The sequence below is a fragment of the Aminobacter sp. NyZ550 genome (assembly GCF_025628925.2).
Lineage (GTDB): Bacteria > Pseudomonadota > Alphaproteobacteria > Rhizobiales > Rhizobiaceae > Aminobacter > Aminobacter ciceronei.
This window is the reverse complement of the sequence record NZ_CP114190.1, coordinates 3,375,293-3,395,498: the sequence shown is the minus strand read 5'-3', so window position 1 is coordinate 3,395,498 and position 20,206 is coordinate 3,375,293. Positions and strand designations below refer to the sequence as shown.

The window sequence follows — 20,206 nt, the reverse complement described above, 5'->3', positions numbered from 1 at the left end:
GAATCCGCGCGGAACATAGGGATGAGGTCGTCCCCTGTAAAGCAAAATGGGCAGGCGCCTTCAGCTCTGCCCATCCGCCATGTCACTGCGTCGATCACCTAGCCGGCATAGGCCGCTTCAAGCCTGGCGACGTCGATCTTGGTCATTTGCAGCATCGCCTGCATGACCCTGGCAGCCCTGGCGCCATCGGGGTCGCCCAGCAGGCGCGGCAATGCCTCGGGGATGACCTGCCACGAAAGCCCGAATTTGTCCTTCAACCAGCCACACTGACCCGGCTGGCCGCCCTCGGACAGCTTGTGCCAGAAATGGTCGACCTCGGCCTGGTCCTTGCAGTCGATGCTCATCGAGATCGCTTCGGTGAACTTGAACATCGGACCGCCGTTCAGCGCGGTGAACTGCAGTCCTTCGAGCTCGAACTCGGCCACCATGACACTGCCGGCAGGCCCGGGACCACCCTCGCCATAGCGGGTCATCTTGCCGACCTTGGAGTTGCGGAAAACCGACGTGTAGAACGTCACCGCCTCTTCAGCCTGGTTGTCGAACCACAGGAACGGGCTGATCTTCTGCATCATCTTCTCCTCACTGAATTTGCAATTGTCTCGCCGTTTCCGGCCGGCTGTCGCGTCAGACACCTCGACAGAGCAGGTTCCGGCAGGGCTTCGGACCGCTCGCGTTCCCGCATGACGTCAGGCTCGAACAGCGTTCTATAACTAAAAGGATATATAACTATTTGGATATTTTCAAGCGAGGCTACAAACAAAATGCGCGCGGCCAAGCCACGCGCATTTGTCGGTTCCCTTCGATGTGCCAGCTGATGCCGGCCGATCGGTGCCTAATAGAGGCCGCCGCCGCCTTCGCTGATGGCCTTGCTGGCCTGCGGCGACAGCGCTTCGCCGTAGCCATTGGTGCCGTCTTCGCCCATGCCGATGACCCAGTAGCTGTCGGCAGGTCCGGTGCCCGGCTTGAAGGCCTCCATGATGGTGCCCGGCGCGCCCTCGGCTGCCTGCATGCCGGTCTTGCGATCGATCGAGATCAGCTTCATGCCGGCTGGAACGACGAAGTCGCTCTTGGGCGTGCCGTCGAGTGCCGTCGTCATGAAATCCTTGAACACCGGCGCGGCAAGGCCGCCACCCGTGGTGCCCTTGCCGAGCCCCTGCGGCTTGTCATAGCCCATATACAGTCCGACAACGAGGTTCGGCGTATAGCCGACGAACCAGGCGTCCTTCTCGTCGTTGGTCGTTCCGGTCTTGCCGGCGATCGGACGATTGAGCGACAGCAGCGTCGTTGCGGTACCACGCAGGACAACGCCCTCCAGCATCGAGGTGATCTGGTAGGCGGTCATCGGGTCGAGCACCTGCTCGGAATTGTCGACAAGTTCCGGCTCGGGCTGATTGGCCCATTCCGTGGCGACGCATCCCTCGCAGCCGCGCTCATCATGCTTGAACACGGTCTTGCCGTAGCGGTCCTGAATGCGGTCGATCAGCGACGGCTTGATCTGGCGGCCGCCATTGGCCATCACGGCATAGGCCGAAACCATGCGCATGACGGTGGTTTCGCCCGCACCCAGCGCCATCGGCAGATAGGGCGCCAGCTTGTCGTAGACACCGAAGCGCTCGGCGTATTCGGCAACCGTCTTCATACCCATGTCATTGGCGAGGCGCACCGTCATCAGGTTGCGCGAGCGCTCGATGCCAGCGCGCAGGGTCGACGGGCCAGCCGCCTTGCCGTCATAGTTCTTCGGCGACCAGCTGGTATTGCCCGACTGGATGGTGATCGGGCCGTCCATGATCACCGAGGCCGGCGTGTAACCGTTGTCGAGTGCTGCCGCGTAGACGAACGGCTTGAAGGCCGAACCTGGCTGGCGCATCGCCTGGGTCGCGCGGTTGAACTCGGACTGCGAGTAGGAGAAGCCGCCGACCATGGCGAGCACGCGGCCGGTGTGCGGGTCCATGGCGACGAGGCCGCCCGACACCTCCGGCACCTGGCGCAACGCGTAGCTGTCGCCTTCGTTCTTCTCGACATAGATGACGTCGCCGGCCTTCAGCACTTCGGAGGGCGAGTTGGCCTTCACGCGCTTGCCGTCGGCCACGTAGCGCATGGCAAAGCTCATGTCGTCTTTCGAAACGGTGCTCGTCTCGCGCTCCTTGGACAGCGCGCCTGATATCTCGCGCTTGGGCTGCAAGCCGATATCGAGGCCCGTCTTCGTGGCGTCGAGCACCACGGCGAGACGCCATTCCGGAATGTCGTCCAGCGCCTTGACCTCGCCGAGCGCCGTGCCCCAGTCAGCAGATATGTCGATGCTCTTGACCGGGCCGCGATAGCCGCGCAGGCGATCATATTTCTCCAGGCCCGACTGCATGGCCTTGCGTGCCATGGCCTGCAGTTTCGGATCAAGCGTGGTGCGGACAGACAGGCCGCCTTCATAGAGCGCGTCCTGGCCGTAGCGCGCGATCAGCTCGCGGCGCACTTCCTCGGTGAAGTATTCGCCGGCGAAGACATAGGTGCCGGTCCGGCGCGGCGTCACGCCAAGCGGCGAGGCCTTGGCTTTGTCGCCTTCTTCGCGCGACACGTAGCCGTTGGCGACCATCTGGTCGACCACCCAGTTGCGGCGCTCGATGGCACGGTCGGCATATTTGAACGGGTGATAGTTCGACGGGCCCTTCGGCAGCGCGGCGAGATAGGCGGCTTCAGCGACGGTCAGCTCGTTGACCGACTTGTCGAAATAGGTCAGCGCGGCACCCGCGATGCCGTAGGCACCGAGCCCGAAGAAGATCTCGTTGACGTAAAGTTCGAGGATGCGGTCCTTCGAGTAGGCCTGCTCGATGCGGAAGGCCAGCACCATTTCCTTGATCTTGCGCTCGTAGGTCTGGTCCGAGCTCAGGAGGAAGTTTTTGGCGACCTGCTGGGTGATGGTCGACGCGCCTACCTGGCGGCGGCCGGAACCGAAATTCTGGAAGTTGGTCAGCACGGCGCGGCCAAGGCCGGTCACGTCAATGCCGGGGTGATTGTAGAAGTTCTTGTCCTCGGCCGACAGGAACGCCGCCTTGACGCGATCAGGCACGGCCTGGATCGGCAGGTAGAGCCGGCGCTCACGCGCGAATTCGCCCATCAGCGCGCCGTCCGAAGCGTGGACACGCGTCGTCACCGGCGGCTCGTATTTGGCGAGCACCTCGTAGTCGGGAAGCTCCTTGGTCAGCTGGCCGAGATAGATCGCCACGCCAGCTGCGACGACGAGCGCAAGCGTCGTGCCGATGCCGAAGAAATAGCCGATAAGACGAATCATGCCCGCTCCAGTACAAGGTCCGGGGATTCCCTAAACCAACCCGCCATCATCGCAAGCCGCAGGTACTGTCCCGATCCGCTAACGGCCACCCATGTCGCGCGGTTGTGGACAAAATACGGCAACAGCCCGCAAGCGCCAAATATTCTGGCCGAAAACACTAGAAATGCCCGTTCCGCCGCTTGCCGGCAATGCCAGCAAGCATGCCAGGCAAGTCGACTCAGCCGCCGGTTGCGCCGCGCTCGGCAACAAAGGCTGCCACCGCCTTGGAAATGCTCGTCGCGGCCTTCTCGCGCCAGTCGGCGCTGCGCAGCTGCTCTTCGTCCTGCGGATTGGAGAGATAGCCGAGCTCAACGAGGACCGACGGCACATCAGGCGCCTTCAGCACCCGGAAGCCGGCCGAACGATGCGGGTTGTTGATCATGCCGACCGTCGGCGACAGTTCACCGACCAACGAGCGCGCGAAACGCGTCGAAAAGCCATGCGTCTCGCGCCGGATCAGATCGACAAGAATGTCGGATACCGCGTGGTCTTCTTCGGCGACATCGACGCCAGCCAGTTGGTCGGAGAGGTTTTCGCGATCGGCCAGTGCCTGCGCGTCGGCGTCGGAGGCCTTGTCCGAGACGGTGTAGACGGTGGCACCTCGGATACCCTTGAGCCGAATCGTGTCGGCATGGATCGAAATGAACAGGTCGGCTTCCTGCTGACGCGCGATGCGAACACGATCGTCGAGGCGGAGAAACTCGTCACCTTCGCGGGTCAGGACGACCTTGTAGGCCTTGTTGGCGGCGAGCTTGGCCTGCAGCTCCTTGGCGAAGGCGAGCGTGACCGTCTTCTCGACAGTGCCATTCAGACCTTCGGCGCCACCGTCGATGCCGCCGTGGCCAGGATCGAGCACGATGGTGAACGGGCGGTCGCCGCGATGCGCGATCTTGCCGAGCCTGTCGGTCTTGGGTGTCGTCGAACCTGTCGTTTCAGCCTGGATGGCCAGCGCGGCATCGAACTCGCGCTCCGAGGCGGCGGCGATGTCGGCAACCAGGCGATAACCCGATCCGTCTTCATTCTTGAGAATGTCGACCTTCTCGACGTTGAACGGCCCCTTCGAGGTCACGATCAACCGCGAGGCGCCCTCGCCCGCGGCGCCATAACGCACGCTTTTGATGAGACCGCGCGGCTTCAAGTCCCTGGCGTCGATCGCGAGCGTCGCACCAGGAAGATCAACGACAAGTCGATGCGGGCTACGCAGCAAGAACCACTTCGGTTCGGGTTCCTTGTCGAAATTCATGACGATGCGCATATGAGTCGCGTCACCCGCCATCTTGTAGTCGAGCGTCCTGATCGTGTCGGCGGCGATTACCGGCTGGCAAAAGATGCCGGCAAAGATGGTGAGGAACGCCAAAGCCGCGAACACGATGCGGCGAACCGCGCCGCCGGGCTGAGTGCCCCCGAACGGGAAGCTCTTGCCAGTCAATGCCGCAGGCCCCATCTCAGTCTTGCCGCTCCAAAAGCAGGCGTGCAGTCATTGCACGCCGTTACCATTCGCAGGCCGAACAGGCGGCCCCTCGATTAACGAGTGGTAACCAGAGAAGGTTAACCGAGTCTTTGTCGGAATGCTCCCCCCGACGTCGCCGCATCCGCCTTTGCCGGCATCGGAAATCAGGGTTGCGCTCAGTCTCGCCAAATCATAAAAGCGACATTGGATCACTGCAATCCAGGGCCCGCGCCCCCAGCGCCTTCCGCTAGGGAACCACGCGACGAGCGATGGCCCGGCTCGCAACAGAGACAGTTTCAGTGATCGCGACGAGATTCGCAGGCGCGGCCCGTGGCGGGGTAGCGACTGCGTTGGAAAAACGGCCCGGGCACCGTTCCGCGCCGGCTCTGTAAGAGCAAAGTAGCTGGTCCGGATTCCCGGGCTTCGATTTGAAACAAGGTTCCGCAAGGTCACGCATTGGCCACAGACGCAATCATGGACTGGTCCGCAGGTAACCGCGCCATCACGGCAGCGGGCGGCACCGCCATGGCGTTTTGGCTGCGACCGGCGGGCGCAAAATCATCCGGCACCCCCATTTCAGCGACCCCACGGCGGCGGACGAGTTCCCGCAGGCCGCAGCTGACGGCTGCCGGGAGGACAAATAATGCCCAACAAGATGCTGATAGACGCCTCCCACCCGGAGGAAACACGGGTTGTCGTAGTTCGCGGTAACCGTATTGAAGAATTTGATTTCGAATCACAGGACAAGAAGCAGCTCAAAGGAAACATCTATCTCGCCCGCGTAACGCGGGTTGAGCCGTCTCTCCAGGCTGCCTTTGTCGAGTATGGCGGAAACCGTCACGGCTTCCTCGCCTTCAGCGAAATCCATCCCGACTATTACCAGATCCCGGTTGCCGATCGGCAGGCGCTGCTGCGCGCCGAGGCGGAAGAAGCCGAGGACGAGGACGACGAAAACAACGACGGCGACGAGAGCAAGAGCCAGGATCGTAACCGTGGCCGCCGCAGGCGCCGCGGCGGCAAGAACCGTGACCGCAACGACGAGAACAAGCCGGAGGGTTCGGGCGACGACGACAGCGCGTCTTCCGAGGACGATGGCGATTCGATCGCCGCAAGCGATGCTTCGGACGCCAATGGTGACGAGCACGCCACAGAGACGTCCAGCGATGAAGGCAATGGCGGTTCCGACGAGCGCGAACCGACGTCGATCGCCGCATCGGTCGATGCCGACGTCGTGTCCGAGCGGGCACCTGAGCCGACGGTCACCGAAAACGAAAACGGCGGCGTGATCGAGGAAGTGCATTCGACCCATCACGACGATCACGAGATCGAATCGGTCGGCGCCGAAGACGCACTCGAAGAGGTGCGCAACCGCCGCAAGCCGGTTCGCCGCCACTACAAGATCCAGGAAGTCATCAAGCGCCGCCAGATCCTGCTGGTCCAGGTGGTCAAGGAAGAGCGCGGCAACAAGGGCGCTGCTCTCACGACCTACCTGTCGCTCGCCGGCCGCTACTCGGTGCTGATGCCCAACACGGCACGCGGCGGCGGCATTTCGCGCAAGATCACCAACGCCCAGGACCGCAAGCGTCTGAAGGAGGTCGTTGCCGATCTCGAAGTGCCGAAGGGCATGGGCGTCATCCTGCGCACCGCAGGTGAAAGCCGCACCAAGGCCGAGATCAAGCGCGACTACGAGTACCTGATGCGCCTGTGGGAGAACGTCCGCAGCCTGACGCTGCAGTCGACGGCCCCGGCACTGGTCTATGAGGAGGGCAGCCTGATCAAGCGATCGGTGCGCGACCTCTACAACAAGGACATCGACGAGGTTCTGGTCGCCGGCGAAGACGGCTATCGAGAGGCCAAGGACTTCATGCGCATGCTGATGCCCAGCCATGCCAAGGTCGTCCAGCCTTACCGCGACATCACGCCGATCTTCGTCCGCAGCGGCATCGAATCGCAGCTCGAACGTATGGTCCAGCCGCAGGTGACGCTGAAGTCGGGCGGCTACATCATCATCAACCAGACCGAAGCGCTGGTTGCCATCGACGTCAACTCCGGGCGCTCCACCAAGGAGCACTCGATCGAGGAAACCGCCCTTCACACCAACCTTGAAGCCGCCGAGGAAGTCGCGCGCCAGCTCAGGCTGCGCGATCTCGCCGGCCTGATCGTCATCGACTTCATCGACATGGAGGAGAACCGCAACAACCGTGCGGTCGAAAAGAAGCTCAAGGACTGCCTGAAGAACGACCGCGCCCGCATCCAGGTCGGCCGCATCTCGCATTTCGGCCTGATGGAGATGTCGCGCCAGCGCATCCGCGCCAGCGTGCTGGAATCGACGATGAAGCCCTGCCCGCATTGCGGCGGAACCGGTCATGTCCGTTCGGACTCGTCGGTGGCACTCCAGGTCGTGCGCGCGATCGAAGAGTTCCTGCTCAAGGACTCGCGCAGCCACATCACGGTCAAGACGCCGGTTGCGACCGCGCTCTACGTGCTCAACCACAAGCGCTCGACGCTGGTCGATCTCGAAAACCGCTTCGGTGTGACCGTCACACTCGAGGCCGATGACAGCGTCGGTTCGCAGAACCACGCCATCTTCCGCGGTGCCATTGCCGAGAAGCCGGCAAACTTCGCCCTGCCCGTCGCAGCTCCGGCCTATGAAGAGCCAGAGGAAATCGAAGACGAGATCGTCGAAGAGGAAGCAGAGACCGTCGTCGTCGAGGCGCAGCCCGCCCGCGCGCCGCAGCCGGCTGCGGCCGAAGGCGGCGAGCAGCACGACCGCAAGCGGCGCAAGCGCCGGCGTCGCCGTGGCGGCCGCGACCGTGACCGCGAGCATGGCGCTCCTCAGGAAGGTGCCGTCGTCGCTGGCGAGGCCAACGAAGCCGAAGATGGCGAAGAGGACGTCGCCGCTGAAGCCGTTGTGTCCGAGGAAGCCGGTGAAATCGCCGCTGTCGACGCAACCGCTGCCGAAGATGCCGCCGCCAAGAAGCGCCGTCGCGGCAAGCGTGGCGGTAAGCGTAACCGCAAGGAAGACGACGAGCAGTCGGCGGAAGGCAGCGAACAGGTCGCAGGCGACGAAGGCGCCGCTGCCGAAACCGTTGCCAGCGAAGTCGTGACGGCGGAAGTGGCGGTGGTCGAGGTTTCCGCTGAAGAGCCGGAGGCCGTCATCGAAGCCAAGCCGAAGAAGGCGCCGCGCCGCTCGGCAAAGGCCAAGAAGGCTGAGGCCGAAGCAGCAGCCGCTGAAGCGCCCGCCGCCGAAGTCGTTGCCGAGGCTGCAGCGCCGGAAGCTGAAACGAAGCCCGGAAAGAAGGCGGCAAAGCCGCGTGCGCCACGTCGCAAGGCTGCCGCAGCCCCAGCCGAGGATGAGGTCGTCTCCGAAGCCCCCAGCACTGAACCCCCTGCCGCGGCTGCAATCGCGCCTGCGACGCCTGTCGTCACCTCGGTCGTCGAGACCGAAGAAGCTGCCGCTGGCGAAGCCAAGCCGAAAAAAGGCGGCTGGTGGCAGCGCAAGGGCTTTTTCTAATCTTCGATTTTTCCGACATTAAAGACCCCGGCCAGCATTCGCTGGCCGGGGTCTTCAATTTGTGAGATTATTTTGCTTGCCGTCCGACACCATTTGCACCGATATACGGCTCAGCAAATGGTTAGACTCATATTTTGCTTTTAATACTGCCCGGAGAGACGGCCGATGACGAGTGATAGCAAGATCGACATCCTAGGACTGACTGCCCATATCGTCAGCGCCTATGTAGAGAACAACAAGGTTCCTGCAACTGGCCTGCCAGAGTTGATCGCCAGCATCAACGCCTCGATCCTGTCGCTCGATCAGCCCGCCGAAGAACCTGTCGAAGCCCAGCAGCCGGCGGTGAACCCGAAGCGCTCGGTTCACCCCGACTACATCGTCTGCCTGGAGGACGGAAAGAAGTTCAAGTCGCTCAAGCGCCATCTCTCGGTTCATTTCGGGCTGACACCCGAAGAATATCGCGCCAAGTGGGGCCTGCCGGCCGATTATCCGATGGTCGCGCCGAACTATGCCGCCGCGCGCTCTCAGCTCGCAAGGTCGCTGGGCCTCGGACGAAAGGCAGCCGCCGCGTCCTCGAAGGCAGCGGCAGCACCTGCCAAGACACGCGGCCGCGCCAAAAAGGCATAATTTCCTGAGATTCAGTTACGCGCTTCGGGCTTCCCGGAGCGCGTTTTTTGTTGCGCGGCTTTTATGCGGCGACCACGTCCGCCGAAAAACGCAGTTCGCGCATCGGACGCACGCGCTGCGTCGTCCGGTCATAGATCGGATCTGCCTTGTACGCGTCCAGCGCTGCCTGGTCGGCAAACTCGGCATAGACGACGATGTCGATCTCGTCGGAATACCAGTCGACCTTGGTGTTGACCGTCACTTCGAAGACCGTCGAGTGCGGAATGCTGCCAAGCGCCGACAATTCCTCGCGGATCATCTCGACGTCCTGTTTCTGCCGCGCACTGAAAAACACGATGTGCCGGATCAAGCCGCGACTCCTTCTGCTGCTTTCGCTGGCGCCTTTTGGGTCGGCTTTCGGCCCGCGTCAATCGGGCAAAAGGCAGCAGCAGAGATCGGGCAGCAGATCCGTCAGTCCGTGACCATCCTGACGATGCGATGCACTTCGCGCACGGCTTTGGCGGTCGCGTCGCCATGGTTGTAGAGCATGTCCCAGATCAGGAACAAGGCGACGCACATGATCGCGATGACGTAGCGAATTTGATGTCCTCCCCTGAGCGGCGCAGCAGCCTGGGAAACGATATGCGCCGTCGGCTCACCTTAGAGCATTAGCGCGCTCTAATAACAAAGGAAATCGACGCTGCACGGGATTGCATCAGGGCAATCCCGGAGGGCTCCCCTCTGGCATATCAGCGCTTGCCAGATGTCACTTGAAGTTGGAGATTTTGACGGTGAAGATCACGACAGATTCACCGCAGCGCGCAGAAGTCTTGGCGGGTCCACGCCAAGTCGATCGCGAGCTGACCGGAGATGCGTCCGGCGGCGCGTCCCCGATCAGATGAGTGAGCGGTGCACTGGCTTGGAGCAACGCGCCCGACACGCCGAACCGGGCAGCAACATTGGGACGTCGAGATGGCCCAGCGGAACTCGGACGGTTTCACGAATCAGGGCGTGACAAAGCTTCACGAGGGCAATGTCGCGGACTTTGCCAGAGGTTTGCCGGCGCGCGTGCGCATGACGCTGTCTGCAGCACTGCACCTGCCGCGCGGTTCGCTCAAGGTGAAGATGCCTGACGGACGCAGCATCCTGGTCGGCGGCAAGGCACCCGGACCCGAGGCGGAGATTGTCCTGCACAATTGGAAGCTGCCATCGCGCGCCTTCAGCGGCGGCACGATCGGGGTCGCGGAATCCTACATCGACGGCGACTGGGACAGCCCCGACGTGACCAGCTTCCTAGAGCTGTTCGTGATCAACAGCGAAGCCGGCGAAGGTGTCGCCGGCGGCGCCAACTGGCTGCTGACCACCATCCAGCGCATTCGTCACTGGTTGAACGACAACACCCGCACCGGCTCGAAGAAGAACATTTCCGCGCACTACGACCTCGGCAACGCCTTTTACAGCCAGTGGCTCGACCCGAGCATGACATACTCGTCGGGGCTTTTTGCCACCGGCGCCAATGATCTTGCCGGCGCGCAGACCGAAAAGTACCGGGCGCTGGCGCGCGACACCGGTATCGGCCCGAATGACCATGTGCTGGAGATCGGCTGCGGCTGGGGCGGCTTCGCCGAGTTTGCGGCGCGCGAGATCGGCTGCAAGGTGACCGGGCTCACGATCAGCCGCGAGCAGTTCGACTTTGCCCAGAAGCGCATCCACAATGCCGGGCTTGCCGACAAGGTCGAGCTCAAGCTGCAGGATTATCGCGACGAGACCGGCCGCTACGACCGCATCGCATCGATCGAGATGTTCGAGGCCGTCGGCGAAAAATACTGGCCGGCCTTCTTTGCCAAGATGAAGCAGTGCCTGCCCTCGGGCGGCACGGCGGGCCTGCAGATCATCACCATCAATGAGGCGGCCTATCCCGTGTACCGGAAGCGGCCGGATTTCATCCAGCGCTACGTCTTTCCCGGCGGCATGCTGCCGACGCCGACGCTGCTCAAGTCGCTCGGCACCGAGCACGGCCTCGACTATCTGCGCGAGCGCGTCTTTCCGCAGGATTATGCCCGTACCCTCGCCGAATGGCGCACCCGCTTCTGGTCGTCCTGGGAGCGCATCGTGCCGCTCGGCTTCGACGATCGCTTCAAGAAGCTCTGGGAATTTTATCTCCATTATTGCGAGGCAGGCTTCCGCGCCGAGTATATCGACGTCAGGCAAGTGGTCTACAAGGCCTAGGCGCGTTAAGCTGAACAGGACAAGGGGCGGAGACCGATGCTCTTCGCCCCCGCCCCGTCTCGATTTGACTAGGCCTGATCTGCGCAAGAATCAGCGACATTCTTCCTGCTTGTAATCTTCGATCTCGGCACATCCAAGGCCGCAACTCCCGATGAATTCTTGAAATAGTCTTCAATTTGCGCATTTCCGCCGTGAAAATGCCTGCTCGCTCCTCTGTATCATTGTCTCGGTCGGGGCAACGGAGGGACAACCTGGCATGCGCAAGCGCAATATTATCTTGCTTCTGGTCGTTACGGCCGCTGGAGCCGTCTATCTCAACAACACGTCGCTGCTCTCGGACCGAGCCGCCGGAAAGCCCGTGGTGCTGGCCCATCGCGGGCTGGCGCAGGAATATGATCGTACCGGACTGACCAACGACACCTGCACTGCCGAGCGCATGCTTCCGCCTCGGCACGACTATCTCGAAAACACCGTACGTTCGATGGACGCAGCCTTCAGGCGTGGCGCCGACGTGCTGGAACTCGACATGCACCCCACCACCGACGGCAAGTTCGCGGTCTTCCACGACTGGACCGTAGATTGCCGCACCGAAGGCAACGGCGAGACGCGCAGCCATTCGATGGCGGATCTCAAGAAGCTCGATGTCGGCTATGGCTACACCGCCGACGGTGGCAAGACGTATCCCTTTCGTGGCCAGGGTGTCGGCCTGATGCCATCGCTCGACGAAGTGATGGAGCGGTTCCCCGGTCGGCGCTTCCACATCAACGTCAAAAGCAACGACGCCAAGGAGGGTGAGGCATTGGCGGCTTTCCTGTCGGCCTTGCCCAGGGAACGCCAGGCCGCCCTGACCATCGTTGGTGGCGACAGGCCGTTGCAGGCGGTCAAGGCCGCCCTGCCCGACATGCGGACCCTCAGCAAAAAGTCGCTGACCCGCTGCCTGCTACGCTACGCGGGGCTCGGCTGGAGCGGCTACGTGCCGGAAGACTGCCGCGGCACGACGCTTGGCGTACCGATCAACTTCGCACCGTGGCTGTGGGGTTGGCCGGACCGCTTCCTCGACCGGATGGAAAGTGCCGGCACCAACGTCTACCTGTTCGGCCCTTATCACGGCGGCGGCTTCTCCGATGGCATTGACGACCCCGCCATCATCGAAACGCTACCAGCCGGCTATTCGGGCGGCATTTCGACCGACGCACTCGAGCTGGTCATGCCGGCACTCGAACGCCGGAGCAACTGACCAACCTTTGCGCAGATGAAAGGGCCGGCCGGATTGCTCCAGCCGCCCTCCCCAATCAGGTTCCTAATCTCAGAGCGTGATGCGGTATTTGGCAAAACCCTCTGCGCCGTCGCCCGCCGGCTCGATCTTGACCGCCTTGACCTCTGATATGTGGTCCTTGGCCTTGGGGCCGGTCTCGAAGATTACCGAGGCCCCCGCAACCGGCGCGAACGACCAGTTGGAGTCGGCAGACGGATTGATCGTGCCCTGGTCGACGATGTAGCGCACGATCACGTCGCGGTTGGTGTCGGGTGCCTCGAAGACAAGCTTCGACGCATTGATCTCGGGGAAGTTGCCGCCGCCGCCGGCGCGATAGTTGTTCGACGCGACAACGAATTTCGCTGCGGGATCGATCGGCTTGCCCTCGAACATCAGATCGACGATGCGATTGGAGTTCGCATCCAGGACCACACCCTTCGGATCGTACTTCGGCGGCTGCGCCAGGTCGATTCTGTAGGTCACGCCGTCAATGACGTCGAAATTGTAGGACGGGAAGTCTGGATTGATCAGCACCTGGTCGGCCTTGCCAGGCTCGATCCTGTTGAAGATGCCGGCCGACATTTCCAGCCACTCCTTGACTTGGGCGCCGGTCACCGCAACCGCCTGCACCGTGTTGGGATAGAGGTAAAGGTCGGCGACGTTCTTGATCGCGACGGCGCCGGCCGGGACATCGGTGTAATAATCCGGCCCGCCACGTCCGCCCGACTTGAAGGGTGCCGCGGCCGAGAGCACCGGCAGGTCCTTGTGCTCGGTGTCCTTGAGCATGTCCTTGATATACCAGATCTGCGCCTGGCTCACGATCTGGACCGAAGGATCGTCGGCAACCAGGGCGAAATAGGAATAGAGCGGCGCCGACGTCTTGCCGACGGGCGTGCGCACATAGGCGAGTGTAGCCTCATGCTCCTCCTTCGCGGCAGCCTCGACCGCGGCCTTGCTCTCGACCGTCGGCACCACCTTCTTGTCGACACGCTTGGAGATCGGACGCGCCTCGCTGGTCGAGCTGACCACCTTCCAACTGTTGCCGTCGCGTTCCAGCAAAAGGTCGATCAGGCCAAGATGCGAGCCCCAGAAGCCGCCCATCACGCCCGGCTTGCCATTGATCGTGCCCTTGGCGTTATCGAGCCCGTCGACCTTGTCGAATTTTGGTCCGGGGAAATCGAGATGGCTGTGGCCGGTGACGATCGCATCTATGCCATCGACGCCGGCCAGCAGGATGGAGGCGTTTTCGAGATTTTCGGCTGCCTGCGGCGTGCCCATGCCGGAGTGCGAGAGCGCGATGACGATGTGGGCGCCCTGCTCGCGGATCTCGGGCACCCAGGCCTGGGCTGCCTTGACGATGTCGCGGGTCATCGCCTTGCCGTGCAAATGGCGCGAATCCCAGGTCATCACCTGGGGCGGGACGAAGCCGATCAGGCCGATGCGGATCGGATGCTCCGCACCCGAGCCATCCTTCACCTTCCTGTCGAGGATCACATAGGGCTTGAGGAACAACTCGTCCTTGGTCGCGTCTGCGGCGAGCGCGCCCTTTGTCAGGTTGGAGCAGACGACGGGGAAGTTCGCGCCGGCGAGCACCTTGAACATGTAGTCGAGGCCGTAGTTGAACTCGTGGTTGCCCAGCGTCGAGCAATCATAGCCCAGCGTGTTCATCGCCTTGATGATCGGATGGACGTCGCCATCCTTCATGCCGCGCTGATAAGCCATGTAGTCGCCCATCGGGTTGCCCTGCAGGAAATCGCCATTGTCGACCAGGATCGAGTTGGCGGCTTCAGCGCGGATGGCGTCGATGATCGAAGCGGTGCGGGCAACGCCCATCGTGTCGTTCGGCTTGTCGGCATAGTAGTCATAGGGAAACACGTGGACATGCAGATCGGTGGTTTCCATGATGCGGAGATGCGCCTGATTTGCCTGGGCGCGTGCCGAAAAGGGATGGAGCATCACAAGTGCACCCGCTGCAGCCGATCCCGCCAGGAAAGAACGACGAGAAACAGGTTGATTCACGTTGGACATTTTCATTCTCCAGGAAATGAACTGACAGTATTTAGCCGGCGTCCCAAAGATCAAATGTCGCGCCAAAATTCACGCGAGTCCAGCCGACTCGTATGACAGCCTCGCGACATTACTCGGGGAATGGATTGGTCCAGCGCGATGCCGCCCATTTCGGCCTGGTTTGTTTCTGCTCAGAGCAGATCCGGCCTTATTCCCATAACGGTGCGATCGACGATCTCGCGCAGGGCGAAGGATGAATTGATCTTGGTGACATGCGGCATCGCCGACAGCCATTCCTTGTGGATGCGCTCGTAGTCGGGCAGATCACGGGCGGCAATACGCAGGATGTAGTCGTATTCGCCCGACATGAGATGGCAGGACAGGACGTTGGGGCAGCGCTTCACCGCGACCTCGAAGTCCGAAAGCGTCTTCTCGAACTGGCCCGACAGCGAGATATGCACGATGACGGTCATCTGGTGACCAAGCGCGACATTCGAAAGCCGGGCGTGGTAGCCGCTGATGATGCCCGATTTCTCCAGGTTGTCGAGCCGGCGCGAGCAGGCCGATTGCGACAGCCCGATCTTTTCGGCCAATGCCGCATTGGGCATCCGCCCATCCTTCTGCAGCGCGTCCAGAATGGCGATATCGATCCTGTCCAACGGCAATCTACGAATTTCCTTCGATAATCCAGAGGATATGCGCAAAAATTACCGAACACCCCATGGTAGCGCAACCGTTTTCGCAAACATATTCGGAACGATTCGTGATTGACTTCGTCATCGGGAGAGAAGGCCAAAATGGCTGCGGAGGAGCAGGAAGATGCGCGTAGGTTGTCCCAAGGAAATCAAGAATCATGAGTACCGTGTCGGGCTGACGCCCGGTTCGGTTCGCGAATATACTGCCCACGGCCACGAGGTTCTGGTCGAGACCGGCGCCGGCTCAGGCATCGGCGCCGACGACAATGCCTACCGCGCGGCCGGCGCCCAGATCGCCAAGACCGCCGAGGAGGTGTTCACCCGCTCCGACATGATCGTGAAAGTCAAGGAGCCGCAGCCCAAGGAATGGGCGCAACTGCGAGACGGCCAGATCCTCTATACCTACCTGCATCTTGCGCCCGACCCGGAACAGACCAAGGGGCTCGTCGCCTCGGGCGTGACTGCTGTCGCCTATGAGACAGTGACCGACGATCGCGGCGGCCTGCCGCTGCTGGCGCCGATGTCCGAGGTCGCCGGTCGCCTGGCGATCCAGGCAGGTTCGACGGCGCTGCAGAAGGCCCATGGCGGCCGCGGCGTGCTGCTCGGCGGCGTGCCGGGCGTGCTGCCGGGCAAGGTCGCGGTCATCGGCGGCGGCGTCGTCGGTCTGCATGCGGCACGCATGGCCGCCGGGCTCGGCGCCGACGTCTCAATCATCGACCGCTCGATCCCGCGCCTGCGCCAGCTGGACGACCTGTTCGCCGGCCGCGTCCACACCCGCTACTCGACCGTCGAGGCCCTCGAAGAAGAATGCTTCTCGGCCGACCTGATCATCGGTGCCGTGCTTATCCCGGGCGCTGCCGCACCCAAGCTCGTCAGCCGCGAAATGCTGTCAGGCATGAAGAAGGGGGCGGTGCTCGTCGATGTCGCCATCGACCAGGGCGGCTGCTTCGAGACTTCGCATGCCACCACCCATGCCGACCCGACCTATGAGGTTGACGGCATCATCCACTATTGCGTCGCCAACATGCCGGGTGCTGTGCCGGTCACCTCGGCACATGCCCTCAACAACGCTACGCTGCATTACGGCCTAGCGCTCGCCGACCGCGGCCTGAAAGCGCTCGCCGACGAGCCGCATTTGCGCAACGGCCTCAATGTCCACCGCGGTCGGATCACCAATCGCGCGGTCGCCGAAGCGCTCGGCTACGAGATGACGGAAGCAAAGTCGGCACTGGCTGCCTGATTCTCTTTGGAGTCGCGATCAAGAGCCCGCCGCAGCGATGCGGCGGGCCTTCTCTTGTCTGTCGATCCCTCGCCGGCACGGCTTCGGCAAGATACTACCAAAAATAGTTTGCGCTTCGGCACGGATTTGACCGCCCGTGACATGTTAGCTGCATCAAACGCAACGCAAGCGTGCCATGACTGTCTGGGGTCGCAACACAGGGCGTCGCAAGACCTTCGAAATGCTTGTTCCCGGCAATCCGGGCAGCAGCGATGGCGAGATCGGCAAATGCCGCTGAAGCGCAGCAGGATTTGCCGCCAAGCCATTGGTGCTGGAGGATATTTCTTGGTCCAGACGCTCATGCTGGAAAGCTAAATTGCCTGCGAGTGTGACATTTTAGTTGCACCGCAAGCAACCTGGGCGTGCTAGCAAGGCGACATTGGGTAAGGCTGGGGTAGTAAGTTATGAAATTTGGTAAGACTTTGCAGGCGCTGTTGCTTGGCGCTGTGTCGGCTGTTGCGATCAACTCGGCAGCACTTGCCGCCGATTCAGTTGCGGAAACGCCGGCGGCAGGCTTCAACTGGAGCGGTCTCTATGTCGGCTTCGGTGGTGGCGTCGGTGCGGTCAAGCACGGCCTGGAAATTGCAAATCCGAACGGTCCGGAAACCATGGGCCTGCCTGACCTCGGTGGCGGCGGCGTCTTTGGCGAAGTGACCGTCGGCTATGACTATATGGTGTCGGACCGGTTCCTGCTCGGCGCATTTGCCGATGGCCATTTCGGCAATATCGGCCTTTCGCTCGAGGCTGATGGCGGTTTTGCCGACGCAACGCTCAACAACACCTACGGCTTCGATGTCGCAGCTCGCGCAGGCTATCTTCTGACGCCGACGACGCTCGGCTATGTGCTCGGCGGATACAGCTGGCAGCAGTTCAAGCTCGACGGCACGATCGTCGGCACGCCTTTCGAGTTCGATGAAAGCCGAAGCGGCTATGTGCTCGGCGTCGGCCTCGAAACAGTGGTCAGCGGCAACTGGACCCTCAAGTCCGAATATCGCTACGCCAACTATGGCAATGACACCGTCGTCGACCTGGGCGGCATCGGCCTGCTCAACGTCGCACCGACCACCCACACGTTCCATGTCGGCGCCAACTACCGCTTCGGCGGTCAGAATGGCGGCGGCAACTCATTCGCAGCGCCCGCCTATAGCTGGACCGGCTTTTACGTCGGCGGCGCGCTCGGCGCGGGCGCCATTACCGATGAGATCAACCTTGGCGGCGGTGCGGCCTCGTTCAATGGCATCGGCGGCGAAGGCGCCTTCGGCGAGCTGAGCGTCGGTTACGACCACGAACTGAACGGCAACTGGGTCGTCGGCATCATGGTCGACGGTCGTTACTCCGGAATGACCACGCAGCTGTTCGACATGTCGGCTCTTGGCGGCCCCAAGTACGAAGGCAAGGCAGATTATGGTTTCGACATTCTGGCCCGTGTCGGTGCCAAGCTGAACGAGTCGACGCTTGCCTATGTGCTGGGCGGCTACAGCTGGCAGCATGTGAAGGAAGAAGTCAGCTTCGGCGGCCTCTCGGAGAGCAGAGACTGGAGCGTCGGCGGCTTCTCGGTCGGCGGCGGTCTCGAAACGGCTGTCACCAACAACATGTCCGTCAACCTCGAGTATCGCTACTCGAAGTTTGAAGGCCAGGACTATGACAGCGGCGGCATGTGGGAAACGGTTCCCGCCTTCCACACCGTCCGCGTCGGTGCGAAGTACAAGTTCAACTGAGACCGTTTCAGGCAAACGGCCCCAACCCGCCGCAGCGATGCGGCGGGTTTTTTGTTTGCGGTTCAGTTAGATAGCAACGCCGTTTGATTTGCCTTCTTGGTCCAGTTCGATCCGGCACTGGTAGCAATTGTTCTTTGCCGAGCGCATGTGCACGTAGGCCACTTCGGGTCGCTGGAGCAGCGTTTCGGCGCGCTCACGGATTTCGGGCGTCGGCGTCACGGACCCCGTGCCATAGACGATACGATCGTCGGCGCTGTAACCGCGCAGGATGTAGTCCTTGGTGCGGGTGAACAGTTCAGGCAATTCTGCCGCTTCTGGCGCGCGCGGGCATTCATCGGCATGCAGAAAGATCGGCCCGGTTTCGGCATAAGGCTGAACTGCCGGAAACGGCCTGTAGGCAAGAATGAGATAACCCTCGCCGGCACCGACATTGGTCAGGCAATGGCGGCACGGCACGCCGTCGCCATCGGAGACCCTGCGCTCCGCTGTCATGCCATAGGCGTCAGGCCCGCCCTGCTGGAGTGCCCGCACCGCCTCTGTGGGCAGGCCATGGAAAATGATGCTCATAACGACAATCCTCGTTGATCGATTGTCGCAAGCTATGGCGAGCGCAGGCATGCGCCCACCCGATTTCTTGCACCACCTGTTTCCTAAACAGACAGCGTTTCGTCCATCAGCGCGTCGAGCACCCTGACCAGGCCGGTGAATTCGCGCACCCGACGAACGGCAAGCAGGGTGCCGGCGACGTAAGGCACTGCCGAGGTGCCGGCATCGTGGCGAATGGTCAGTCGCTCCTCAGGCAGACCGAAAACGGCTTCGCAGGACAGCTGATAGGATGGCAGGCGCAGTGAATGGACCTGCACCGCCGTACCCTCGCCCAGCTTGGCGCCACGGGCTTCCGGATGCCCGTAAACTTCCGAGGTCGGCAAGGCCGTCGGCGCACCGCGAATCTCGGACAGCGTCTCGGCCAGCTCGAGCGCGGTGCCAGAGGGGGCGTCGGCCTTTCTTGCGCTGGCATAGTCGATGATTTCGACGTCGGGCACATATTGCGCCGCCATCAGCGCAAACTTCTTCATCAGGGTCGCGGTGATCGAATAGTTGCCGGCGGCAACGACACCGACGTTGTTGGCGCGGGCCGCCGCGTTGATCTCGCGGTAATCAGCAGCCCTCAGTCCTGATGTGCCGATGACGACATGGCAGCCGCGCGAAATGGCGAGCATGGCATGGTCGCGCACGGCAACCGGCTTGGTGTAGTCGACGACGACATCACACGGCGCGGCCAGGGCCTCGGCAAGCGTGGCATTGATCCTCTGGCCGCTTGGCTGACCACCTGTCGCCACGCCAACGTCGTGGCCGGCAGCCCTGCGTGCGACTGCGCCGACAAGCCGCATGTCGCCTTGCCCCTCTATTGCCGGGACAAGCGCCTTGCCAACCCAGCCGGTGGCACCGGCCATCACCACTCTGATCGTCATCTTTTACCTCCAATTTGGTATACTGTATACTACAATGGAGGACGCAAATAAAGCCCGGCTCTCGCAAGCCGGGCTTGTTGGCGCTGAAAATCGCTCGATGCTAGCGGATGAACGCGTCGTAGCGGCGCAGCGTGACGCGGCGGTTGCGCCAGTTCTCGTTCTGGGTCGGCACCAGCAGGAACTCCTCGCCATAACCCACGGTTTCCAGCGCATAGCGAGGGATGCCGAACTCGCGCACAAGGGTCTGCTTCAGCGAGGCGGCGCGGCGCTCCGACAAGGCCTGGTTCGACGAAAACGAGCCGACGGCATCGGTATGGCCTTCGATCAGCACACGCGCATCCGGGTCGCGGCGCAGGATGCGGTCCAGAGCGTTGGCGATGTTCTCGACCTTGCCATATTGCGAATAAGGCACCTCGGCCGAGCCGAAGGCGAAATTGATCGACTGGATGTCGATCGACGGCGCCATGCGGCGCAGGTCGGGCCGGCGCTTGAATTCACGAACGGTGACGCGCTGGTTGGGCCTGAGCTTCATTGTCGGTGCGGCCTGAAGCTGGCGCTCGATCTGCGACGCCGAAGGCGTCGTCGCCTGCGCGGCAGCGAGCGAAGGCGCGGCAAGCACGGCGATCAGCGCTGCGGCAAGCGTACGGCGGTTCAACATC

15 protein-coding genes are annotated in these 20,206 nt (G+C 62.3%); 6 read left to right on the top strand and 9 right to left on the bottom strand.

Annotated elements, in window-relative coordinates:
• Positions 1-98 precede the first annotated feature (98 nt).
• The 3 genes from N7E70_RS16815 to N7E70_RS16805 form a co-directional block, all read right to left on the bottom strand.
• Complete coding sequence (locus N7E70_RS16815; protein ID WP_263007039.1) at positions 99-569, bottom strand: VOC family protein; 471 nt, start codon at positions 567-569, stop codon at positions 99-101.
• A 263-nt stretch (positions 570-832) separates the two neighbouring features.
• The gene (locus N7E70_RS16810; RefSeq protein ID WP_067961823.1) at positions 833-3,283 is read right to left on the bottom strand and encodes a penicillin-binding protein 1A; all 2,451 of its coding nucleotides are present in this window, start codon (positions 3,281-3,283) and stop codon (positions 833-835) included.
• A gap of 217 nt (positions 3,284-3,500) precedes the next feature.
• Complete coding sequence (locus tag N7E70_RS16805) at positions 3,501-4,766, bottom strand: N-acetylmuramoyl-L-alanine amidase (protein WP_182575680.1); 1,266 nt, start codon at positions 4,764-4,766, stop codon at positions 3,501-3,503.
• A 649-nt stretch (positions 4,767-5,415) separates the two neighbouring features.
• Here N7E70_RS16805 and N7E70_RS16800 point away from each other — a divergent pair.
• Positions 5,416-8,286, top strand: a complete 2,871-nt coding sequence (locus N7E70_RS16800) for an Rne/Rng family ribonuclease (RefSeq protein ID WP_263007034.1) — start codon at positions 5,416-5,418, stop codon at positions 8,284-8,286.
• A gap of 165 nt (positions 8,287-8,451) precedes the next feature.
• Positions 8,452-8,913 carry a MucR family transcriptional regulator gene (locus N7E70_RS16795; protein ID WP_067961820.1) on the top strand — a complete coding sequence of 154 codons (462 nt, stop codon included), beginning with the start codon at positions 8,452-8,454 and terminating at the stop codon, positions 8,911-8,913.
• 61 nt (positions 8,914-8,974) lie between these two features.
• On the opposite strand, the gene N7E70_RS16790 is transcribed toward N7E70_RS16795, so the two are convergent.
• Entirely contained in the window at positions 8,975-9,262 is a 288-nt protein-coding gene (locus N7E70_RS16790) for a Dabb family protein (protein WP_154384181.1), read from the bottom strand.
• A 602-nt stretch (positions 9,263-9,864) separates the two neighbouring features.
• On the opposite strand from N7E70_RS16790, the gene N7E70_RS16785 reads away from it, so the two are divergent.
• Positions 9,865-11,121, top strand: coding sequence for an SAM-dependent methyltransferase (locus tag N7E70_RS16785; protein WP_067961817.1), 1,257 nt, complete (start codon positions 9,865-9,867; stop codon positions 11,119-11,121).
• A 256-nt stretch (positions 11,122-11,377) separates the two neighbouring features.
• Complete coding sequence (locus N7E70_RS16780; protein WP_263007033.1) at positions 11,378-12,358, top strand: glycerophosphodiester phosphodiesterase family protein; 981 nt, start codon at positions 11,378-11,380, stop codon at positions 12,356-12,358.
• Positions 12,359-12,427: 69 nt separating this feature from the next.
• On the opposite strand, the gene N7E70_RS16775 is transcribed toward N7E70_RS16780, so the two are convergent.
• Both N7E70_RS16775 and N7E70_RS16770 read right to left on the bottom strand, forming a co-directional pair.
• Positions 12,428-14,404, bottom strand: coding sequence for a bifunctional 2',3'-cyclic-nucleotide 2'-phosphodiesterase/3'-nucleotidase (locus N7E70_RS16775; protein ID WP_263007032.1), 1,977 nt, complete (start codon positions 14,402-14,404; stop codon positions 12,428-12,430).
• A gap of 170 nt (positions 14,405-14,574) precedes the next feature.
• The gene (locus N7E70_RS16770; RefSeq protein WP_067961812.1) at positions 14,575-15,048 is read right to left on the bottom strand and encodes an Lrp/AsnC family transcriptional regulator; all 474 of its coding nucleotides are present in this window, start codon (positions 15,046-15,048) and stop codon (positions 14,575-14,577) included.
• Positions 15,049-15,202: 154 nt separating this feature from the next.
• Between N7E70_RS16770 and ald the strand changes: the two genes are divergently transcribed.
• Positions 15,203-16,318 (top strand): alanine dehydrogenase, encoded by a 1,116-nt coding sequence (gene ald, locus N7E70_RS16765; protein WP_263007031.1) that lies wholly within the window; start codon positions 15,203-15,205, stop codon positions 16,316-16,318.
• 443 nt (positions 16,319-16,761) lie between these two features.
• Positions 16,762-18,075, top strand: coding sequence for an outer membrane protein (locus N7E70_RS16760; RefSeq protein ID WP_263007030.1), 1,314 nt, complete (start codon positions 16,762-16,764; stop codon positions 18,073-18,075).
• A 66-nt stretch (positions 18,076-18,141) separates the two neighbouring features.
• Here N7E70_RS16760 and N7E70_RS16755 read toward each other — a convergent pair whose 3' ends face one another.
• The 3 genes from N7E70_RS16755 to N7E70_RS16745 form a co-directional block, all read right to left on the bottom strand.
• Entirely contained in the window at positions 18,142-18,642 is a 501-nt protein-coding gene (locus N7E70_RS16755) for a DUF1203 domain-containing protein (RefSeq protein WP_263007029.1), read from the bottom strand.
• 83 nt (positions 18,643-18,725) lie between these two features.
• Positions 18,726-19,547 carry a 4-hydroxy-tetrahydrodipicolinate reductase gene (gene dapB, locus N7E70_RS16750; protein WP_263007028.1) on the bottom strand — a complete coding sequence of 274 codons (822 nt, stop codon included), beginning with the start codon at positions 19,545-19,547 and terminating at the stop codon, positions 18,726-18,728.
• Between the two features lie 100 nt (positions 19,548-19,647).
• On the bottom strand, positions 19,648-20,205 hold the full coding sequence (locus N7E70_RS16745) for an OmpA family protein (RefSeq protein WP_067961803.1): 558 nt from the start codon (positions 20,203-20,205) through the stop codon (positions 19,648-19,650).
• Between the last annotated feature and the right edge of the window lies 1 nt (position 20,206).